General features: G+C 62.3%; 18 protein-coding genes. 14 read left to right on the forward strand and 4 right to left on the reverse strand.

Going from position 1 to position 16,956, the window contains the following annotated elements; genetic code table 11:
- Positions 1-86 precede the first annotated feature (86 nt).
- Both IR187_RS16830 and IR187_RS11165 read left to right on the forward strand, forming a co-directional pair.
- Positions 87-605 (forward strand): HEPN domain-containing protein, encoded by a 519-nt coding sequence (locus IR187_RS16830; protein ID WP_324187684.1) that lies wholly within the window; start codon positions 87-89, stop codon positions 603-605.
- A gap of 438 nt (positions 606-1,043) precedes the next feature.
- Positions 1,044-1,268: a hypothetical protein gene (locus tag IR187_RS11165; protein WP_228765834.1), complete on the forward strand. Its 225-nt coding sequence runs from the start codon at positions 1,044-1,046 to the stop codon at positions 1,266-1,268.
- A gap of 13 nt (positions 1,269-1,281) precedes the next feature.
- Here the strand turns inward: IR187_RS11165 and IR187_RS11170 are convergent, their stop codons facing one another.
- Complete coding sequence (locus tag IR187_RS11170) at positions 1,282-2,073, reverse strand: DUF2569 family protein (RefSeq protein ID WP_194954690.1); 792 nt, start codon at positions 2,071-2,073, stop codon at positions 1,282-1,284.
- A 537-nt stretch (positions 2,074-2,610) separates the two neighbouring features.
- Between IR187_RS11170 and IR187_RS11175 the strand changes: the two genes are divergently transcribed.
- From IR187_RS11175 to IR187_RS11225, 11 genes are all read left to right on the forward strand, one after another.
- Complete coding sequence (locus IR187_RS11175) at positions 2,611-2,799, forward strand: Flp family type IVb pilin (protein ID WP_194954691.1); 189 nt, start codon at positions 2,611-2,613, stop codon at positions 2,797-2,799.
- Positions 2,800-2,864: 65 nt separating this feature from the next.
- Positions 2,865-3,821, forward strand: coding sequence for a Flp pilus assembly protein CpaB (gene cpaB, locus IR187_RS11180; RefSeq protein ID WP_267463778.1), 957 nt, complete (start codon positions 2,865-2,867; stop codon positions 3,819-3,821).
- 16 nt (positions 3,822-3,837) lie between these two features.
- Complete coding sequence (locus IR187_RS11185) at positions 3,838-5,280, forward strand: type II and III secretion system protein family protein (protein WP_194954693.1); 1,443 nt, start codon at positions 3,838-3,840, stop codon at positions 5,278-5,280.
- Positions 5,270-5,530, forward strand: a complete 261-nt coding sequence (locus IR187_RS11190; protein ID WP_194954694.1) for a hypothetical protein — start codon at positions 5,270-5,272, stop codon at positions 5,528-5,530. The genes IR187_RS11185 and IR187_RS11190 overlap by 11 nt, the downstream gene beginning before the upstream one ends.
- Positions 5,531-5,596: 66 nt before the next feature.
- Positions 5,597-6,736: an AAA family ATPase gene (locus IR187_RS11195; RefSeq protein ID WP_194954695.1), complete on the forward strand. Its 1,140-nt coding sequence runs from the start codon at positions 5,597-5,599 to the stop codon at positions 6,734-6,736.
- Between the two features lie 5 nt (positions 6,737-6,741).
- Positions 6,742-8,127 carry a CpaF family protein gene (locus IR187_RS11200; RefSeq protein WP_194954736.1) on the forward strand — a complete coding sequence of 462 codons (1,386 nt, stop codon included), beginning with the start codon at positions 6,742-6,744 and terminating at the stop codon, positions 8,125-8,127.
- A 1-nt stretch (position 8,128) separates the two neighbouring features.
- Positions 8,129-9,130: a type II secretion system F family protein gene (locus tag IR187_RS11205; RefSeq protein ID WP_194954696.1), complete on the forward strand. Its 1,002-nt coding sequence runs from the start codon at positions 8,129-8,131 to the stop codon at positions 9,128-9,130.
- A 1-nt stretch (position 9,131) separates the two neighbouring features.
- Complete coding sequence (locus IR187_RS11210; RefSeq protein ID WP_194954697.1) at positions 9,132-10,112, forward strand: type II secretion system F family protein; 981 nt, start codon at positions 9,132-9,134, stop codon at positions 10,110-10,112.
- A 2-nt stretch (positions 10,113-10,114) separates the two neighbouring features.
- Complete coding sequence (locus IR187_RS11215; RefSeq protein ID WP_194954698.1) at positions 10,115-11,017, forward strand: tetratricopeptide repeat protein; 903 nt, start codon at positions 10,115-10,117, stop codon at positions 11,015-11,017.
- A 115-nt stretch (positions 11,018-11,132) separates the two neighbouring features.
- Positions 11,133-11,933, forward strand: coding sequence for a tetratricopeptide repeat protein (locus tag IR187_RS11220; protein ID WP_194954699.1), 801 nt, complete (start codon positions 11,133-11,135; stop codon positions 11,931-11,933).
- Positions 11,920-12,390, forward strand: a complete 471-nt coding sequence (locus IR187_RS11225) for an A24 family peptidase (protein ID WP_267463779.1) — start codon at positions 11,920-11,922, stop codon at positions 12,388-12,390. The genes IR187_RS11220 and IR187_RS11225 overlap by 14 nt, the downstream gene beginning before the upstream one ends.
- A gap of 26 nt (positions 12,391-12,416) precedes the next feature.
- On the opposite strand, the gene IR187_RS11230 is transcribed toward IR187_RS11225, so the two are convergent.
- The 3 genes from IR187_RS11230 to IR187_RS11240 form a co-directional block, all read right to left on the reverse strand.
- Entirely contained in the window at positions 12,417-12,791 is a 375-nt protein-coding gene (locus tag IR187_RS11230; protein ID WP_194954701.1) for a TadE/TadG family type IV pilus assembly protein, read from the reverse strand.
- Between the two features lie 74 nt (positions 12,792-12,865).
- Positions 12,866-13,327: a TadE/TadG family type IV pilus assembly protein gene (locus IR187_RS11235; RefSeq protein ID WP_194954702.1), complete on the reverse strand. Its 462-nt coding sequence runs from the start codon at positions 13,325-13,327 to the stop codon at positions 12,866-12,868.
- A 4-nt stretch (positions 13,328-13,331) separates the two neighbouring features.
- Entirely contained in the window at positions 13,332-14,573 is a 1,242-nt protein-coding gene (locus IR187_RS11240; RefSeq protein ID WP_194954703.1) for a pilus assembly protein TadG-related protein, read from the reverse strand.
- A 1,016-nt stretch (positions 14,574-15,589) separates the two neighbouring features.
- On the opposite strand from IR187_RS11240, the gene IR187_RS11245 reads away from it, so the two are divergent.
- Positions 15,590-16,234: an Npun_F0296 family exosortase-dependent surface protein gene (locus IR187_RS11245; protein WP_194954704.1), complete on the forward strand. Its 645-nt coding sequence runs from the start codon at positions 15,590-15,592 to the stop codon at positions 16,232-16,234.
- Positions 16,235-16,956 lie beyond the last annotated feature (722 nt).

Here is a 16,956-nt window from a genome sequence, read left to right on the forward strand (position 1 = left end):
ACATCATCGTCCACACGCTCGATGAGGTGAATAGCGGCCTGAAGCGCGGCGAATATTTTTGGGTCGACATCGCGCGCGATGGTGTCGTGCTGTACGATCTGCCGGGTAGCACGTTGGCTGCCCCGATGCCGCTGACAGCGGCTGATGCCTATGAAATGGCAAGCGAATATCTTGCGAAGCAGCTTCCGGCGGTTGATCGGTGGCTCAAGCTAGCCGCAGTTTCCTGTGCCGAAAGTGAGACCGACCCCGAGTGGGCCAAGAATGCGGCTTTCACACTGCATCAGGCCGCCGAGCGTGCATATATCTGCTACCTTCTCGTTCGCTGTCTGTACGTACCGCGCTCGCACAATCTGAAGTTCCTGCGTTCGCTGGCCGAGGACCGCGAACCGCGGCTCGTCGAGGCCTGGCCGCGCGCGACGAAGCTCGATCGCCGGCGCTTCGAGCTGGCGAAGCGCGCTTATGTCGAGGCGCGCTACTCGGCTGCTTACGCCATCGGCAGCGACGATTTGCAGGCGATCCGGGCGGCGGTCACCACCCTGCGCGACACGGTCGCGACGGTGTCGCGCGAATGGCTCGATGGGCTTCGGCAGACTGCCGACCTCTGATCGCCGTCGCGGCGCAGACCGCAGCCCCGGTCCCCATTCCAGAAAAGGCGATCGATGGGCTGGCGCTGATATCGCCGCGACCGAAACCGCTCCCGGTCAGCCATTGAATGAGGCAATTACGACCCCGACCGAATTTCTTGCCGTAGCCGTGCCGTGGCCGTCTTTGCGCAGCCAGGCGACATTCGGGGTCGATGCAAGTCCCTGAACGTCTGGCGCGCAAATGGCGGATATTCCAGTTTCCATTCAAAATCATCTGGCTTCACAGTTTCCTTCTCTGCAATAAGTGCGGGGAGGAGCGTAAAACTATGCCGGGCCGATCACCGCAAAGTTACGGGAAATGCGTCCATTCCATGCCCGCACGGAATAGCGCGCTCGGTATCGTCATCCGCCGCGAGCAGATCGAGCGTTTCGCGGCGGGCACGGAGGCAGCGTGACGCGATGACCCGCAACATGACGATCGCCGGTCAGATCGAGGCGCTGATCCAGCGCCTCGATGGCCTGGCCGTCTGCGATGATTGCATCACCGACCGGCTCGACCTGTCGGTTCGCTCGCAGGCGAATGCCGTGACCCGCGAACTTGTCGGCACCAGGGGCTATCGCCGCGCCAAACAGCCGTGCAGCCTGTGCGGGGCAAACAAGCTGGCGACCTCGCACCACGCTTGATCCTGAGGATTGTTTAAGCCGGCTGGCGCCAGCGGTAGGTCACATTGACCCGTTCGGACAGCAGCAGATAGGGCAGCCAGATAATCATGCTGATCGCTGCCTTCTTGAGGTTGCTTTCAAGCAGCGGCGCGATCGAGGCCGCGACCCCTGCGGGCAGATAAGGCGCGCTGCCGACATAATTGGCGATCAGCACCTGCGATGCCAGGTCGAGCCCCCATGTGAGCAGCAGCATCCGCGGAAAGAACGGGTTGCGGCGCAGCGCCATGAAGAAGCAGAGCGTGTAGAGAAAGTTCATGGCAATGAGGTCGGTCGCCATCGCGAAATAGATCATCTGGCCCCACATCGGGGCCGATCCGGTCATCGCCGGCACCGCGGTCATGAACTCGGCGGTGCGGATCGGCACGTTCAGCAACATGCCGATGAGTAGCGAGGCCATGATGCCGACCGGCCCGAATGCCGGATGGTCGCGGGCGGACAGGGCATTGAGCGGCCGCCAGCTGCCCAGCCGGGCCAGGCGAATATCCGGCTGCGCAAAATCGGTGCCGCGCGGGAACAACGCGTTTGCCGTCCAATAGGCAAAGAAGGGACTGGCGAGGATCAGCATGTGCGGGACGACGAGCACGAGCGCGTCCGCCGGATGGTTCGCGGGCGTCACCGGAAAGACGATGCGGAACAGACAGAGCAGCGCGACCGGCACGGTCCAGCCGAGCAGCAAAAGGCGCGCCTTGTCCTCGAGTGGCGCGACAAGCCGAACGCTCTGGGCATAGAGCCGCTGCCGCAATGCCTGAAAACCATTCTCGACCATCGCTCACCTGTCTCGCAGTTATGCCCCGTTTGTAAAGGCAGGATGGTTAACAAATCTTTGGGCTGGCAAAGGGTTCCGCAGGGGATGTGGTGCGGATGTGCCTTCGGCGCGTGTTAACCCGGCCCCAATCATGCTCGCTTGCTCGGCTGGGTGATCGTCCGCGCGCGCGATTAACCGAATCTGTCAAGCAAATCTGGCGACGGAACAATCTGTTACGCGCAACACGCGAATCATGTTCGAATCGGTCGTGTAAACTACCTGAATGGTAGTGATTGCTCGAATGGTTAACGAAAATTATCCGTTAAATCCTTGTTTATATATGTTAATTTTGTGTTGACGGCGGACTCGAAAAAGCGTTGAATCGTGGCGTTCTTTGTGGGGGGCCGCATTGACAGGTTGAACCGGCGTTTGCCGGAATAAAATACCGGGTCGCGTCGGTTCCATTGCTCCTTCCACAGAACTGTCTGGTCGTCTCCATGGGGGAGACACGACAGGCACACCGCCTCTCTCGGTTGGCGGGTCATTAGGAGTAAGACCATGAAGAATTTTCTGAAGAATTTCGTTCGTGACGAAAGCGGCGCGTCGGCTGCTGAATATGTGCTGATCCTCGCGATCATCGGCTCGGCAATTGCGGCTTCGGCCATCGCTCTCGGAGACGAAATTGGTGGTGCGATGGATCGTGCGGGTGAAGTGATCAAGGGCCAAGAATACACCCCGAAGAGCTAACCGCCACGAAACCGGGTCGACGAGGTCGACTCGGTTTCTTTCCATAATAGCGGTGGGGGGATTCGATGTTATCAGGACGAAAATCAGTAGTTGTTGCTATAGCAGTACTGCTCGGGTTGATTGTCGTTTTTTTGGCAAATAGCTTTTTTAGCGGCGTTGAACGGCAACGGGATCAGCAATCTCGGGAAGCGCAGCTGGTTCAAGTTCTTGTTGCATCTCAACCCCTTGAGTTCGGTACTGTTTTAACACCGCAGAACACCAAGTTGACCAAATGGCCAGCTGGATCTTTGCCGCAGGGCGCCTTCCAGACCGCGATCGGCGTCGTCAACAATCCGAAGGGCCCGCGCGTTGCACTTCGGCCAATGGTAGTTGGTGAACCCATTTTAGCTTCCAATATCAGTGGCGCCGATGGGCGCGCCAGCATCTCGGCACTGCTGCCCGATGGAATGCGCGCCGTGGCTGTTGGTATTGACGCAGTTTCGGGCGTCGGCGGCATGGTGTCGCCTGGTGACATTGTCGACGTTCTGGTGACCCGCAAAATGGCGGGCGATAGCGCTGGCAACGAAGACCAGATGACCGATATCGTGCTCGAGAAAATCCGTGTCATCGCGATCGACCAGGTCGCCGACAACAAAGCGACCGATCCCAAAGTGGCCAAGACCGCGACGCTCGAAGTCGATGCTGTCGGCGCGCAGAAGATCGCGCTGGCCCAGGAGGTCGGCACCGTGTCGCTGGCGCTGCGTAACGTCACCAGCATCGAGGACGGCGCCAACATGACCGTCACCCAACAGGATCTGGGCAGCGGCTGGCGCTCGGCGCCGTCGCGCCGTTCGCAATCATCGTCGCCCGGCCTCGCCGGCCTGCCACCGGGCTTTTACAGCGAGGCGCCGATGGGCGCACCGCGCTATGCCGCACCGCGCCCCGCTGCGCCTGCCGCGCCGCCGCGGCCCGCCGGTCTCACCGTTGAAATTGTCCGTGGCACTGCGCCGACAACCTATGAGGTCAAACGTCATGGCTCGTAATCTTTCTCCGCGTGCCATGCGCGCATTCGCCGGCTTGATCGCCGCGCCGCTGCTGCTCGCGATCGCCATTCCCGCCGCGCAAGCGCAATATGTGCAGGGTGGCGGTGTGCACGCCGGCCAACTCGACGTTCCGCTCAACAAGAGCCAGACGGTGACGCTCGATCGCCCGTTCGGCCGCGCGATGATTGGCTCCGACGAAATCGCCGATATCATGCCGATCTCCGATCGCTCGATCTATGTCCTCGGCAAGAAACTCGGCGCGACCAGCCTGACCGTTTACGACAAGGGCGGCCGCGTCATCACCATCATGGATGTCGCGGTCGGGCCCGACGTGCTGTCGCTGCGCCGCCAGCTCGGCGAATTGATGCCCGGCGAGCGGATCAGCGCGCGGATCGCCAATGATGCGGTGGTCTTGTCGGGCGTTGTCAGCAGTGCCGCCGCCGCCCAGAATGCCGTCCAGATCGCCGGAACCTATGCCGGCGACAAGGTCGTCAACATGATGGGCATCGGCTCGAGCCAGCAGGTGATGCTCGAGGTTCGCTTCTCCGAGATCAGCCGCCGGACCGGCAAGGAAATCGGCGTCAGCGGCTTTTTCCGCAACGGTTCGGGGCGCTTTGACGGTGCTATCGGCGCAGGTGCATCGCTCACCCCCGATCCCGACACCGGCGACGGTGTGCTGAAGCTCGCATCGATCACCGAAAGCTTCGGCATTTTTCGTCGCAGCTTTAACATTGCGGGCCTCGACATACTGGGGGTCCTCGACAGCCTCGAGGAAAAGGGCATGGCCAAGACCTTGGCCGAGCCCACATTGGTTGCGCTCTCGGGCGAAAAGGCCAGTTTCCTTGCTGGCGGCGAATTTCCGATCCCGGTCGTGCAGGGGAGCGGTGGTGGCGGTGGCGGCGGCAATGCGGGCAGCATCACCATCGAGTTCAAACCCTTCGGCGTCAGCCTCGGCTTTACTCCGACCATCCTCGCCGATGGCGTGATCAACATGATCGTCGAGCCCGAGGTCAGCTCGATCGATCCGAACAATTCGATCGTGCTCAACAATATCACCATTCCCGGTCTGCAGACCCGCCGGGCGTCGACGACGCTCGAGCTGCGCGACGGCGAATCCTTCGCCATTGCCGGCCTGCTGCGCCAGGATTTCAGGAACACCATCAAGCAGGTACCCTTGCTGGGATCGATCCCGATCATCGGCTCGCTGTTCCGATCGACCGGCTTCCAGCGCGGTGAAACCGAATTGCTGATCGTCGTGACGCCGCGCCTGGTCCAGCCGATCAAGCCGAACCAGGTTGCCTTGCCAACCGAGCGCGTGGGCGAGCCCACCGAGCTCGACATGTTCCTGCTCGGCCGCACCGACAATGCGGTTCCCGCCGTCCCCGGCGTGCAGCAGCAGATGAACCCGGCGCCGAAAGCGGCGGCTCCCGCCAAGGAAGGACCCGGCTATGAATACTGATCATATCGTTCTGGCCATCGTTGCCGCCGTGCTGCTGGCGGGCTGTACGCCGACCGACGCGACCTTCGGCAACGCCGTACGCCAGACGATGGCGGCGCAGGTCGTCAATCCCGATCCGCAATATGACAATGCTGTCCCGACCACCGAAGCCGCCAAGGCCGGTGCCGCGGTCGATCGTTATCGCACCGACAAGGTCAAACAGCCCGATACGATCCGCACGACCGACACCAAAGCCGGTTCGCCGCAATAAGGGACGGGCGGCATCGTGGGCAAAAATATGGACATCGGCACTGGCGCCACCTCAGGATTTCTCCGCTTGAGCTGCAAGATCAAATTGTTGATTTCGGAGGAAGAATTTGCGCGCTCTGCACTTTCGCGCGACGAATATTCCTCGCTCGCCTTCGAACTGCTTCACATCGAGGCCGGTGCCCCGATCACCAGCGAGCTGGTCGGCGATGCCGAACTGCTCGTCGTCGAGCTGCGCGCCGACGATCCGCAATCGATGCAGCGGCTGACCGGCCTGCGCACCCGCTGGCCCGACCTGCCGCTCATCGTCGCGATGCGCGATGCCGATTTTGCGACGACCCGCGCCTTGATCCGCCAGGGCGTCGACGATGTGATCGCGCTTCCCGTCCAGCGCGCGGAATTCGACGATGCGGTGAACAATCTGTTGGCTCTCTCGGCCAAGTCGGCCGAAGCATCCACCGACCTCGCGCCCGTCGTGGCGGTGGCGCAGAGCGTCGGCGGTATCGGCGCGACGACGGTTGCAACCCATCTGGCTTATTTTCTCGGCGCGAACAGCCCGCACGGCTGCTGCCTGATCGATCTCGACCTGCAATTCGGCAACGCCGCTTCCTATCTTGGCCGCTCCGCCAGCCTCACCATGGAGCATCTGCTCGCCGCCGGCGACCGCGTCGATGGCGAGCTGCTGCGCAGCGTCGCCGCGCCAGGGCCCGATGGCGTGGCAGTGATCGCGGCGCCTGACAAGATCGCGCCGCTCGAGGCGATCGATTCCGAACGGCTGATGCGCGTAATCGAACTTGCGCGCCAGCAATATGATCATGTCATCCTCGACCTGCCGGGCAATTGGGCCAACTGGACCTTGTCGGCGATCGACAAGGCGGACCTTATCCTGCTCGTCGTTGACCTCTCGATCGGCAGCCTCCGCCAGGCGCGGCGGCGGCTGACCTTGTTCGAGGAAACCGGCATCGATGCCGACCGTATCCGCGTCGTCGCCAATCGCATCGAAAAGCGCATGTTCCGCACCATCGGCGTCAACGATGCCGCCGACGCGCTGCATTATCCCGTCTTTGCGTCGATCCACAGCGATTATGCCGTTGTCCAGTCGGCGCAGGACCAGGGCGTATTAGTCGGCTCGGTGGCGCGCAAGAACAAGGTCGCGGCCGACCTGTCGGCCCTTTCCGACCTCGTGGTCGCCGCGCTGGGCAAGGTCTGATGGCAATGTGGCAGCTCCAGAAACAGAAAAATGCGAAGGCCGAAGCCGCCGAGGGGAGCGCGGCAGCGCCTGGCGAACTGACCGACGACCGCGGCGAGCGCGGCAACGATGCCCGCAGCGCCGCGCTGCTGTCGCTCAAGGTGCAGGTCCACCGCGAATTGCTCGACGAGATCAATCTCGCCCAGCTCGAAAAGATGTCGCGCGCCCAGATCGAGGCCGAGGCCGGCGATGTGATCGCGGGGATCCTGGGCCGGCACCAGATGGCGCTGACCGCCGCCGAGCGCCGCATGCTGGTGAGCGACGTTCTCGACGAATTGCTCGGCCTCGGGCCGCTCGAGCCGCTGCTTCAGGACCAGACGATCACCGACATCTTGGTCAACGGCCATGACACGGTTTTTGTCGAGCGCATGGGAGTGCTCGAGCAGGTTGACACCCGCTTCAAGGACGAGCGCCACCTGTTCCGGATCATCCAGAAGATCGCGAGCGGTGTCGGCCGCCGGATCGATGAATCCTCGCCCTTCGTCGACGCGCGCTTGCCCGATGGCTCGCGTGTGAATGCGATCGCTCCGCCGCTGGCGCTCGACGGGTCCTTGCTTTCGATCCGCAAATTTGCCCACATCCCGATCAATATGGCCAAGCTCGTCGAGTTCGGCAGCGTTCCCGCCGCCGTCGCCGAGGTGTTGAAGGGCGTCGTCGCTGCGCGCCGTAACATCCTGATTTCGGGCGGTACCGGCTCGGGCAAGACGACGCTGCTCAACGCCGTCTCGTCATTCATCGACGAGCGCGAGCGCATCGTGACCATCGAGGATTCGGCCGAGTTGCAACTGCAGCAGGCGCATGTCGCACGCCTCGAGACCCGCCCACCCAACATCGAGGGCAAGGGCGAGGTCACCCAGCGCGACCTGGTCAAAAATGCGCTGCGCATGCGGCCCGACCGCATCATCATCGGCGAGGTACGCGCCGGCGAGGCCTTCGACATGCTGCAGGCGATGAACACCGGCCACGACGGTTCGATGACCACCGTCCACGCCAATACCGCGCGCGACGCACTCGCCCGCGTCGAGCAGATGATCAGCATGAGCGGCATCGAGATGTCGCCGCGCGCCGCCCGCGCCCAGATCGCATCGGCGATCAATGTCGTGGTGCAGATCGGGCGCCTGTCCGACGGCCGCCGCCGCCTGCTCAGCGTCTCGGAAATTACCGGCATGGAAGGCGATATCGTCACCATGCAGGATATCTTTATCTTCCGCATGAGCGGGCGCGATGCCGACAACCGCGTGATCGGTCACTTCGAGGCCACCGGCATCCGTCCGAAATTCCTCGAAACCCTGTCTGCGCACGGCATCGAGCTCTCGCCCGATCTGTTCCGGCCCGACCGCCCGGTGAACTGACATGAACGACAGCATCCTGCGGCTGCTGACCATGGTCGCCTTGTTTGCGTTCGTCGTGCTCGTGGTCCAGCTCGTCGGCGGCGCAATCGCCGATCGCAGGAGCAAGAGCCGTGCGGTCAACGAGCGCCTGCGTCTGATCGAGGCCGGGGTCGATCGCGAGATCGTGACCAACCGGCTCCGCAAGGATTTGCCAAGCGACATTCCCGGCGCCCCGGCATGGGTGTCGAGCGCGGTGCGCGCTTTTCACCGCAATCTTGTCGCCGCCGACATTCGCCGCTCGGTCTTCGACGTCATGGGGTTTATGGCAATTGCGACCCTCGTCGTCACCATGGGCGTGATATTCCTCATATCGACCAGCGGCACGGCGCTCACCCTTGGCGTCGTGCAACTCGCGCTCGCTTTCGGTATTGTCATCGGGGTGCTGCTGCCCTGGATGGTGATCGGACGCAAGGCCGATGCCCGCCGCCGCCGGATGGAAGCGCAGTTTCCCGTCGCGCTTGACGTCTTTGTGCGCGGCCTTCGCGCCGGCCACCCCATTCCCGCCGCGATGAACCTCCTCGTCGAGGAAATGGAAGATCCCGTCGGGACCGAGTTTGGCATCGTTAGCGACGAGATAGCCTTCGGGTTCAGCCTGCGCGATGCGCTGCAACGCCTGGCCGACCGCTGGGGGCTCCCCGATATCGACATGTTTGTCGTTTCGGTTTCGGTGCAGATGGAAACCGGCGGCAATCTCGCCGAGATTCTCGAGAATCTTGGCCGCGTCATTCGCGAGCGCGCCAGCATGTTCATGAAGGTGCGCGCGCTGAGCTCGGAAGGCCGGATGACCGCTGTCGTCCTCACCGCCTTGCCGATCCTGTCGTTCGCCGGCCTGTTCGCCCTTCGTCCGGAATTCTATCTCGAGGTCGCCGGCGATCCGATTTTCACGATGGGCTTTGCCGGTCTGTTGCTGCTTTATGCCGTCGGTTTTTTCTGGATCCGGCGCATGGTCGATCTGAAGGTCTGACATGGTCGAACTGATCGCCTTGTCGCCCTGGATGCGCTGGACCGTCCTGCTGCTGCTCTTCGCGGTGGTTTCAGGGCTCGCCTTTTTCGCGCTGCGGGCGGTTGCCAGTCGCCGCCTCATTCTCGAACGGCTCGATAGCCAGTCGCGCGAGGCGATGGCAGCGGAGAGCGCGGCGGCGCGGCTTTCCATGGCCAATTCGCGCGCCAGCGCCTGGTCGCGTCTCACCGAGCGCATCGAACGCGGCGGTCTCTCGCTCGGCGATTCCGATCCCAAGGCCTTGCAGCGCAAGATGATTGCCGCAGGCTACCGCTCGCCCGCCGCGCCGAAGATTTTCACGCTGGTGCGGATTATCATGATCGTCGTGCTGCCGCTTGCGATCCTGTTGCCGCAGCTGCTCTCTGACAAACCGGTATCGCTGCTTAGCCTCTATCTGCAGGGCGCCGGCTTTGCTGCGTTGGGGCTCTTTCTTCCCAATCTCTTCGTCACCGCGAAGGCCGACCGCCGCCGCCAGGAAATCATCAACGGCTTTCCCGACTGTCTCGACCTGATGCTCGTCTGCGTCGAGGCCGGCATGGGCCTCGAGGCCGCGCTCGACCGCGTCGCGCGCGAGATGACCACCTCGCACCCGCTGATCGCCGAAACCTTGCTGCAAACCACGCTCGAGCTGCGTGCCGGCGCCAGCCGCGAGGATGCGCTGCGCGCCATGGCCGATCGCTCGGGGGTCGACGAGATCCGCGCCTTTGCGACCTTGCTCATCCAGTCCGACAAGCTCGGCTCGAGCATCGCAACGACCCTGCGCGTCTATGCGACCGAGATGCGCGAAAAGCGCCGCATGCGGGCCGAGGAGAAAGCGCACCGGCTGCCGGTGTTGATCTCGATCCCGCTCGTCGCCTGCATGCTCCCGGTGATGATCGGTGTCTTGATGCTCCCGGCCGCGATCCGGGTCATCCGGCAGGTTGCGCCTGCCATGGGAGGGGGGTGAGCATGCAGCGCCGCACCATGTCCTGGGTTGCACTCGGCGCGATCGCGCTGGCGGGTTGTTCCTTCGGGCCGCAACTGCGCACCGCGCTTCCCACCGTTCGCAGCGTGCCGGTGCTCGCGGGCCTGTCGCCGACGGAATCGCTGGCGCGCGCGCGCAGCTATCTCGGCTCGAAACAATATGGGCTGGCGATCGAGTTGTTCCGCGCCGCGGGCAAGGATCCCGCGCTCGAACTCGACAGTCTTAACGGTCTTGCGATCGCTTATGATGCGATCGGCCGCGCCGACCTCGCCGAAACCTATTTCGAAAAGGCACTCGCGCTGCGCAGCGACGATCCGCGAACGCGGCGCAATCTCGCGGCCTTTTATCAGGCGTCGGGCCAGCCGGCGAAACGCGAGGCATTGCTCGCCGATATCCCCATGCCGCGCAATGCGGCGACCGTCGCTGCTGCGACCGGGGATGATGACGGTGCGCCGCTGCTCAGCATATCTTTTGCCGCGTCCGACGCGCGCCAGCCGGTCGGGGCGGAACTGCGCGCCCTGAGCCCGCTCGGCGGCGCCTTCCGGCCGCTCCTCGTCAAGGCGGGCTTTTCGGCGCCGGTGGCGGCGCAATCTGCGGTCGGCGGTGATGACGCGTCGGTCATCTGCCTTGCCGATCCGGCCTCGTCCGCTACCGCGCCGACGGGGGAGGGGGTCGCAATCTTCCGCCTCAGCATCGGCGAAGTCTTCGTTGCGAGCCAGCCCGCCGGAACCTCCTGCAGTCTCGCCGTCGCAATGCCCGCCGGGCTCAAGCCCGAGACGATGAGCAACCGCGACTATCTCGGACTTGTTGCTGCCTATCTCGACCAGCTCAACCGCGCCTATCACATGGCCGAGCTGACCTTGTCGGCGAAGCCCGCAGCGATCTGAGGCGATGGGACGTCGGGGAGCAGTTTTGGTCGGGTCGCTATGCGCTGCCGCTTGCCTGTCGGCACTGGCTGCGCCGACGCTGTCCGCACAGGAGGCGAGAGCCGCCGCAGCCCCGGTGGAAGCCACGCCGGCGCTGCCGATCGAAAGTCTGGCGGCCGTCGATAGCGCGATGGCCGGCGCGCGCCTGGTCGAGGCAAGCGAACTGCTCGACCGTCTCGAGACCCAGATTGCCGGGCAACACCACCCCGAACTCGCGCTGCTGCGCGCCGAATGGCTGATTGCCGTCGGCCGCGCCGGCGAAGCGCTGCCGCGCCTTGCCGCCATCGCGGCAGACCATCAGCTGCGCTGCCGCGCCCTGTCGGCAAACATGTTGGCGCTGCTCGCCACCGCCGCACTCGGCGATGCCGAGCGCCTCGGTCCAGCTGAGGATGTCCTGTGCAGCAGCGAGCCCGTTTATTGGCGCGGGTTGGCACGGCTGCAGCTCGCGCGCGGGCGCCCGGCGGAAGCGGTTGTGGCGCTGCGCCGCGCGGCGGCGCTCGAGCCGACGAGCATCGATGCACAGGGCGAACTGGCGGTCGCTCTCGTTGAAGCGGGCGAAGGCGCTGCCGCGGCGCAATTGCTTGCCGCGCTGGTACGGCGCGATCCAGGGCGTCCCGATCTTCGTCTCAATCTCGATTTTGCGCGCGGCATGCTCGGCGAACGTCCGGCGCGCGCCGCCGGGGACGACGACATGTTCTGGAGCCGTCGTCTTCAGTTTGCCGGGCTCGGCGCCCGGCAGGCAGGCCGCACCCGGCTCGCCGAGGCGATGCTCGGCCAGGCGCTACTGGTCCGGCCGCGTCACGATGCCGAGCTCTGGCGCCAATATGGTGAGATGAGCAGCAGCGACAGGAAAGGCCCGAGCTTTGCCCGCCATTGAACTCGCTTTCGCCGCCATCTTGCTCGCGGCCGCGGTGTCCGACGCGCGCCGCTTCCTGATCCCGAATTTCTATCCGCTCTGCCTGCTGTTGCTCGCCGCGCTTGCCTGGGTCGCGGGCTTTCCGTTCAGCGGACCGCTCTGGTCGCACCTGCTGCACTTTGTCGCTGCGCTCACCGTCGGCATGCTGATGTTTCATTTCGGCTGGTTCGGCGGCGGCGATGTCAAGCTTTATGCGGCGGTGGCTCTCTGGTTCGATTTTTCCGAGGGGCTGACGCTGCTCCTCTTCACTTCACTAGCTGGCGTCGGCGTGGTCGTGCTTTCGCTGGCGCTCCTGATGCTTCGAACCTCGATCGGCGGAGCGCCGAATAAACAGGGGAGGCTGCGCGATCGCCGGATCGCATATGGCGTTGCAATCGCCGCCGGGGGAATTTCTTCGCTGTTGTGGACATATTCCTGAACCGTCGTCGACGTTTCATGGAGAAGTCAGGTGACCGGCGTAGCGGGTCGACACGCTTTGGCGGTCAGCGTCACATTCAGCGGAATAACGGGTACCAAGGATTGGAATCCATAGGTTGCCGTCACCTGTCTGCCACAGGTGGGTGAGGACACTGCGAAGTTGGCGGACGTCAACGATTTGACCCCCGCGTTGTTGGCAGACGTCGCCGCAAAGCTTCTGACGTTCTCGACGGTGCTGCACGGACGGACGATCAATTCTGTGCGGTCGAGCGCGTAGCAGCGGGCGGCTGCTTCGACCACTGACTGCATCGTATTGCGCATCCACATGGCCCGCCCGAATTCGATGATGCCCAGACTGAAGGTCAGCAGCAAGGGGATCACCATCGCGAATTCGGCGGCCATCGCCCCGCTCCGTGCGACGCGGAGACGGCGAAGCCGATCGGCCGCACCGGGACGCTCTTCGCCGCGGGCCCCGCTCATGATATGCGCACCTTGGCAGTTGCCGACAACGACACTGTGTTGAACCAGATCGGCGTATAGATGGTGCTGGTACGCACTGTCACGTAACTGCCCGGGACCGTGCCGTTCGAGCAGAGGGTAGTATTGTTCGCAACAGCCGTGATCCCGGTCGTTTCGTTCGGGCAGCCGAATTCCTTCTTTGGCTGCTCCGGAAATGTCACCGGCAAATTTGTCGCGCTGGTTGCGGCTGCGGCAACCAGATTCGCATCGAAACCCTTTGTGGCGTTGACCAGCGCATAATTGGCGCCGGCGCGCGCCGCTCCTTGGACCTCCATTTTCTTCCAGGCCAACGCGCCCAGATCGATTATCCCGGTTAGCAATGCAACCAATACCGGCAACACCAGGGCAAACTCGACCGCACTCGCGCCGGATTCACCGCGGATCAGATGGCTCGACAAGAAAAATCGGGAAACGCGCATCGTCTTACTCCATCAACGCGACGGACGAATTGCCTGGATTACGGATGCCGGTGCCGGGGCAAGTATTATTCATGTTGGCATTATTCTTCATGATTATCCGTTGCGCGACCAATTGGGTACAAAGCGCCGCATTGAACGTCATGTTATTTTTGAATTCAATATTCTGATTTCGGAAATACATTGCGCCTTGAACATTAAACGTCATATTGTTCATAAACGTCTGGCTCGTCGGCGACGTGGCGAGACTCATAAGGGCAACTCCGGCATAAGTGCCGGTGCTGGGAGCCGTGATGTTCAGCGTAATTCCGTTGGCATCGTTAAACGCGGCACCGTTCATGAGGACAAGAGTGACGCCGCCTGTTGCGTTGATCGTCAAATTGTTACCATTGGTGATAGTTTTTCCAATATAGTAAGTACCGGGGGCTAGGTTGATGGTAACCCCGTTACCGACTTGAATGCCGTCACAATAATTTCCTGCAGTGTAATTTATTGTTTGATTGTTATTCGCGGACATCTTGGCCGTTCCGGGGCAAGAGGATGGGACAGTTACATCGGCATAAGGATCCGCCACCGGTGTAACGCCCGTTTGCTGCGTCCCAATCGTCGCGCCGTTGCTCATGCTGATCGTTCCGGAAACATACGCCGATCCGAAAATCTTGCTGTTATTGGACATCGACATATTTGCATTCGAGTAAACCGCGCAGCCGGGATTGGTGACTTCGTTGCCGTTGCTCATGCTAATTGAAGTGCCGGTGGTGGCAAGTCCGATGATACAGGCATTGCCGCCGGCAGCGCCGCCAGCCACGGCGCGGGCGCGCACCGTCGCATCGCCGCTAAACAGAAGCCCAGCCAGCCATGTGGACTGGGGTTCGGTTATAGTCACTTCCCAATATCCGGTTTGGCCAGCGAACTGGCCGGCGCTCGGCGGATTGGTGACGGCGACCGTCACGCCGTTGGCCGCGTGAACGAACCCCATTCCAGCGGTAATTGCCCGTGCATTGATTTGCACATTGGCAGCGCTGTTTCCTGCCTTGGCGGCAACCGCCGCCGAAAACGCGGCCTGATCGGCGGCGCCTTGGGCATGGCGCTTTTGCACGTTCCACAAACCGACATCGACAGCAAGCGCGCCCATGCCGACCAGTATCGGCAGCGAAATCGCGAAGATGGCGGCGGTCGCCCCCCGCGTGTCGAAAATCATTCGCTTTGCGGTCGGCGTCAGGCGCCGACAGTCGCTCCCACTTCGCATGCGGCCCTCCTTGAACAAGAATCACGCTGCGACCCGGAGGGTAGATTAGGCCATAGTTAAGTCGGGTTCAATCAAAGAAAGCCAGCATTTTGGCCATTTGTGACGTAAATTGGGACGCTTTTTGCCGCCGATCGTCCTCTCGGCAAAGCTAATCTTGTGCATTTTTAAGTTCAGCCGCTTCGAACGTCTTTGTGCTGAGTGCCGATAAGGACACGCTATGAGGTTCAGCGGATATGATAAAAGTATTGAATCTCAGTTGCTTATACGTCGCGTTGCGCGGTATTCCCTCCATCTGGGTAGCGGCGAGATTGACGCGGCTGAAAGCGCGGCGCTCTTCTTGAGCCGAGCGCTTCCGGTGCGCCGCTTACGGCATTGAGGGTACGGCAATGTTGGAATGGGGCGGGATCCAGTGCCGGATCGATGTGCATGGCCGGGTGATAGTCTCGCCCCGAACGAAAGCCTGGCCTTCGACACCTGTCTTAAGGCTTGAGGGCTCGGCGATTCCTTCGCTGCGGAGCGATCGTTGACGCGAGGAATAGCTCGCCTTCGCCGCTTGATCGATTTTGCGATGCCGCAATGCCTGCCGACAGAGAAGGCCCGGTGGTTAGGGTAGAGCAAACGGCGAGTGCCGAAACAGGACAGCGGCAATTTTGCGCTTTGCCTTTGGACCTCGTCGCTTATGCAGGGCCTGCGACCCGAACGGAGAACTCCGTTCATTCGACTGAGGCGGCCCGTCTTTGGCCGCCTTTTTTTTTTTAACATTGATTGCAGTCCACACCGCGGGGCGCACGCGCGCGGACCTGCCGACCTCTTCTGCGGGCGCCGTCGAACTCGCACGGCTTTCGAGCAGGTTGCCGCGCTGCGCCGAGTCCGAGAATGAGACAGGGCGAGCCATTTTTGACTCGCAATGGGCGCGAGAGTGGTTAAAAATTAGTTACTAATAACGCAAACAGGGCGAGTCGCACGGCCTGTCACCCCTCGATTTTTTTTCGGAGATGAAGACGATGCGCACTTTGATGAAGAGTTTGATATTTGCCTCGGCCGCGGCCCTGGCGCTTCCTGCCGCGGCCAACGCGGCGGTGACCCTCGGTTCGGTAACGCCGGGAACGGCTCCCTATTCGGGACCCGCGCCGACCTTCGATTTCGAATCGGCGGCGCCGGTAAGCGGCGGCCTTGTGACCACCGGCTCGGTCGATGGCGTGCGGGCCCAGCCGTTTGGCAGCACCGGCAATTACTGGACGGTTGGTCCGAGCGATGGTTCGCCGGGGATCATGGATCTGTCGTCGATCGGTGACATCTTCAACATCAGCTTCCTGTGGGGCTCGGTCGATGAATATAATTTCATCGACTTCCTCGATGGCAACGGCGACGTCATCGCGACGTTCAGCGGTTCGGACATCTTCAATCCCGCAAACGGCAGCCAGACCGATCCCAATCTCAACCCGGTTGTGCGCTTCGACATCAGCGGCGAGCATGTCAGCAGCCTGACGTCGCTGCGCCTGCGCTCGACGAGCAACGCATTCGAAACCGACAATTTCGCGATCAACGCGGTTCCCGAGCCGGCCACCTGGGCGCTGATGCTGCTCGGTTTCGGCGCGATCGGCTTCGGCATGCGCCGCCGCCGCTCGTCGGACAAGGGTGTCCGGGTCCGGTTCGCCTGAGCTCGAATTACTGACGAGGAGCATTGGGCGGCCTTCGGGCCGCCCATTTTTTTTGCCCAATCCGGGTTACCGAAGTCGCGAGGGTTGCGCGCGCTGCGTGATCTTGGTCCACATTTTTCGGCGCGGCATCCTGCTCTCCCCTGGGATCATCGCGGGGGACTCCACATCGCGCGGGGTCGTGATTTTGGCTTTGACGGGCAGGCGGGCGCCGCGACGGCGATGGCAAGTCCCGGGTCGTCGGACCGGATTGAAAGCGACGATTGGTGGCGGGTGAGCGCTGTCTCAAAATTGGACATGCGCATTGTCTAATATGTTAATTTCTGTTGCGGAATTTGAACAAAGCCATATGAATCTCTTGACTTTCAAGGGGATAAGATTGTGAAACAGTTTCTGTCAATGTTCGCTGCTGCCGCGCTGGTTGCTCTGCCGATGTCCACCCCCGCGCAGGCGGCAAGCCTGATTGGCGATACCGTGACCTGCACGCAGACAAACTCCCTGTCGACCTTTAGCTGCTCGGCACCCTCGGCAACGGTCGGCGCCGGACAGGAATTCGGGGTAGGGGCCGGTCAGAGCGCGTTCAGCCTCGATTTCGACGCGACGTCGCTCACCATTTCGAACGTGTCGGGCGGGATCATCACGCTCGGCCAGACGATCATTGCGCTCAACAATATCTCGAATGCGTTCACCAGCACGTCGTTCCTCAACTCGACGATCAGCGGCTT

The sequence above is a fragment of the Sphingopyxis solisilvae genome (genome assembly GCF_015475875.1).
Taxonomy (GTDB): domain Bacteria; phylum Pseudomonadota; class Alphaproteobacteria; order Sphingomonadales; family Sphingomonadaceae; genus Sphingopyxis; species Sphingopyxis solisilvae.

Excerpts from the sequence above, each read along its gene's own strand:
- IR187_RS11205 (WP_194954696.1), top strand. The coding sequence starts at position 8,129 with ATGAACGACAGCATCCTGCGGCTGCTGACCATGGTCGCCTTGTTTGCG.
- IR187_RS11175 (WP_194954691.1), top strand. The coding sequence starts at position 2,611 with ATGAAGAATTTTCTGAAGAATTTCGTTCGTGACGAAAGCGGCGCGTCG.
- IR187_RS11245 (WP_194954704.1), top strand. The coding sequence starts at position 15,590 with ATGAAGAGTTTGATATTTGCCTCGGCCGCGGCCCTGGCGCTTCCTGCC.
- IR187_RS11185 (WP_194954693.1), top strand. The coding sequence starts at position 3,838 with ATGCGCGCATTCGCCGGCTTGATCGCCGCGCCGCTGCTGCTCGCGATC.
- IR187_RS11230 (WP_194954701.1), bottom strand. The coding sequence starts at position 12,791 with ATGGCCGCCGAATTCGCGATGGTGATCCCCTTGCTGCTGACCTTCAGT.
- IR187_RS11215 (WP_194954698.1), top strand. The coding sequence starts at position 10,115 with ATGCAGCGCCGCACCATGTCCTGGGTTGCACTCGGCGCGATCGCGCTG.
- IR187_RS11235 (WP_194954702.1), bottom strand. The coding sequence starts at position 13,327 with ATGCGCGTTTCCCGATTTTTCTTGTCGAGCCATCTGATCCGCGGTGAA.
- IR187_RS11210 (WP_194954697.1), top strand. The coding sequence starts at position 9,132 with ATGGTCGAACTGATCGCCTTGTCGCCCTGGATGCGCTGGACCGTCCTG.
- IR187_RS11165 (WP_228765834.1), top strand. The coding sequence starts at position 1,044 with ATGACCCGCAACATGACGATCGCCGGTCAGATCGAGGCGCTGATCCAG.
- cpaB (WP_267463778.1), top strand. The coding sequence starts at position 2,865 with ATGTTATCAGGACGAAAATCAGTAGTTGTTGCTATAGCAGTACTGCTC.
- IR187_RS11200 (WP_194954736.1), top strand. The coding sequence starts at position 6,742 with ATGTGGCAGCTCCAGAAACAGAAAAATGCGAAGGCCGAAGCCGCCGAG.
- IR187_RS11190 (WP_194954694.1), top strand. The coding sequence starts at position 5,270 with ATGAATACTGATCATATCGTTCTGGCCATCGTTGCCGCCGTGCTGCTG.
- IR187_RS11170 (WP_194954690.1), bottom strand. The coding sequence starts at position 2,073 with ATGGTCGAGAATGGTTTTCAGGCATTGCGGCAGCGGCTCTATGCCCAG.
- IR187_RS11240 (WP_194954703.1), bottom strand. The coding sequence starts at position 14,573 with ATGCGAAGTGGGAGCGACTGTCGGCGCCTGACGCCGACCGCAAAGCGA.